This window comes from Trebonia sp., from assembly GCF_049794275.1.
In the GTDB taxonomy this organism is placed as follows: domain Bacteria; phylum Actinomycetota; class Actinomycetes; order Streptosporangiales; family Streptosporangiaceae; genus Trebonia.
This window is the reverse complement of sequence record NZ_JBARCR010000834.1, coordinates 1-2,141: the sequence shown is the minus strand read 5'-3', so window position 1 is coordinate 2,141 and position 2,141 is coordinate 1. Positions and strand designations below refer to the sequence as shown.

At 69.4% G+C, this 2,141-nt stretch carries 2 protein-coding genes; one reads left to right on the top strand and one right to left on the bottom strand.

All coding sequences use genetic code 11. The annotated features are described in order from the left end of the window. Window positions 1-123: 123 nt before the first annotated feature. Window positions 124-1,548 carry an alkaline phosphatase family protein gene (locus tag WA805_RS21680; protein ID WP_424564193.1) on the bottom strand — a complete coding sequence of 475 codons (1,425 nt, stop codon included), beginning with the start codon at window positions 1,546-1,548 and terminating at the stop codon, window positions 124-126. Window positions 1,549-1,707: 159 nt separating this feature from the next. On the opposite strand from WA805_RS21680, the gene WA805_RS21675 reads away from it, so the two are divergent. Next, window positions 1,708-2,141: isocitrate lyase/phosphoenolpyruvate mutase family protein (locus WA805_RS21675; RefSeq protein ID WP_425243246.1), on the top strand; the 434-nt coding region annotated here is incomplete at its 3' end.

Sequence of the window (2,141 nt, the reverse complement as noted above, 5' to 3'; positions counted from 1 at the left end):
CGCCAGGGCCGTGCCGAGCGTGCCCGCGGCGAGCCCCGCGGCCACGGTGCCGCCCACCATGAAGGCGCGCCGCCGGGTCCAGCGCTTCGGCGTCCAGTTGTCAGCTGACATGTGAGGATCTCCTTATCGGCGCGGACGGGGACGATTGCCGTGCTGCTGAACGGGCGGCACCTGGTTCGCGCCGGGGAACACCGGGGCCGGCAGGGTGGTGACCTCCTGGACGGCCCGGGCCAGCTGCGCCTTGGTGTCGGGCAGCCGCGGGAACCCGCCGCGCGCGGCACCGAACGCCGACGTCAGGTCGCCGAACGTGGCGCGCCGCCACGGCGTGATGTTCGGGATCGTCACGCCGGTGAGCACCTCGAGGAAGCGCAGCACCGAAGTGTGGTCGAAGGTCTCGCTGGCGATCCAGCCGCCCTGCGTCCACGGCGACACGATGATGCACGGCACCCGGAAGCCGGCGCCGATGGGCACGCCGTCGACGTACTCGCCGGCCGTCCCGGCCGGCGCTGTGGGCGGCACCACGTGGTCGAAGATGCCGTCGTTCTCGTCGTAGTTGAGGATGAACACGGTCTTCGCCCACACGTCGGGGTTGGCCGCGATCGCGTCGATCTTGCTGGCCACGAAGTCCGCGCCCGCGGCCGGCGTGTAGTCCGGGTGCTCGGACTGGTAGCTGGTCGGGACGAGCCACGAGACGACCGGCAGCCGGTCGTGGATCGCGTCGTACTCGAACTGCCCGGGGGAGAACGTGCGCAGCCCGCTCTGGTACAAGGTGGAGCTCACCGGCGCGGACTGGAACGACTTGAACATCTCCAGCAGGTTGCACTCGTAGTTGTCGACCTCCTGGTACACCTGCCAGGGCACGCCGGCGCTGGTGAGCGCCTCGGGGTAGCTCACCCACTCGTACGGCGTCGGGTCGATGTTGGAGATGATCGGCCCGCCGCCCGCGCCTGCCGGGTCGATCCACGCGGACATGTGGTACAGCCGGTTCGGCCAGGTCGGGCCGAGCACCGAGCAGTGGTAGTTGTCGCAGATGGTGAAGTTCTCGGCGAGCGCGAACTGGAACGGGATGTCGTCACGCTCCAGGTAGCCCATCGTGTAAGGGCCGTTGGCGCCGTCCGCGGCGAGGTGCGCGGGCAGCCAGTTGTCCATCTTCCCGCCGTTCCAGGCCGAGTGCTGGACGGTGTACGCGTGGCTGGTCGACGGCTGCGCTTGCGCGCTCGTGGTCTTGGTGTCCAGGTGGAACGGCAGCAGGTAGCCGTCGGGGTTGTCCGGGTCCGGCTGGTAGAACACCGGCTTGCCGGTGGACAGCTTGATCGCGGTGGGATCGGAGAACCCGCGCACGTTCGGCAGGGTCCCGAAGTAGTGGTCGAACGACCGGTTCTCCTGCATGAGGATCACCACGTGCTTGATGTCGCGGAGGCTACCGCCTTTCGCGGGGCCGGCCGCCATGGCGTGGCGGACGTTCGGCGGCAGGAACTCGGCGGCGAATGCCGCTGTCGCCGCTGCGCCGAGGCCTTGCAGCAGGCGGCGACGGGAAATCTCGGGCACGAGCAAGCTCCGTCCGGTAGGGGACAATAGCCTCCAAGGCTTGACCTCCCGGATGAGCAATTCATGATGGATTGTGAAGCTTTAAGTGAACTTCTTTGTTTGTTCTGGTGACCGGAGCCCGTTCGAGCGGGCGCCGGACTAGCGGGATACTGTCGGGCCATGACAACCCAGCAGGAAAAGGCGGAACGGTTCCTCGAGCTGCACCGCCCGGGGGATCCGCTGCTGTTGCCCAACCCGTGGGACCAGGGATCGGCGAAGCTGCTCGCCGCCATGGGCTTCCAGGCGCTCGCCACCACGAGTTCAGGGTTCGCCGCGACGCTTGGCCGCCTCGACGGCTCGGTGAGCCGGGAGGAGGCCCTCGGGCACGCGGCCGCGATCGTCGCGGCCACCGAACTACCGGTCTCGGCCGACCTGGAGAACGGCTTCGCCGACGATCCGGACGGCGTCGCCCGGACTATCGGCCTGGCCGCGGAGACCGGGCTCGCGGGCTGCTCGGTGGAGGATTTCACCGGCGATGACGACCGGCCCGTCTACGACATCGCGCTGGCGGCGGAGCGCGTCGCAGCCGCCGTGGCGGCCGCGCACGCCGGGCC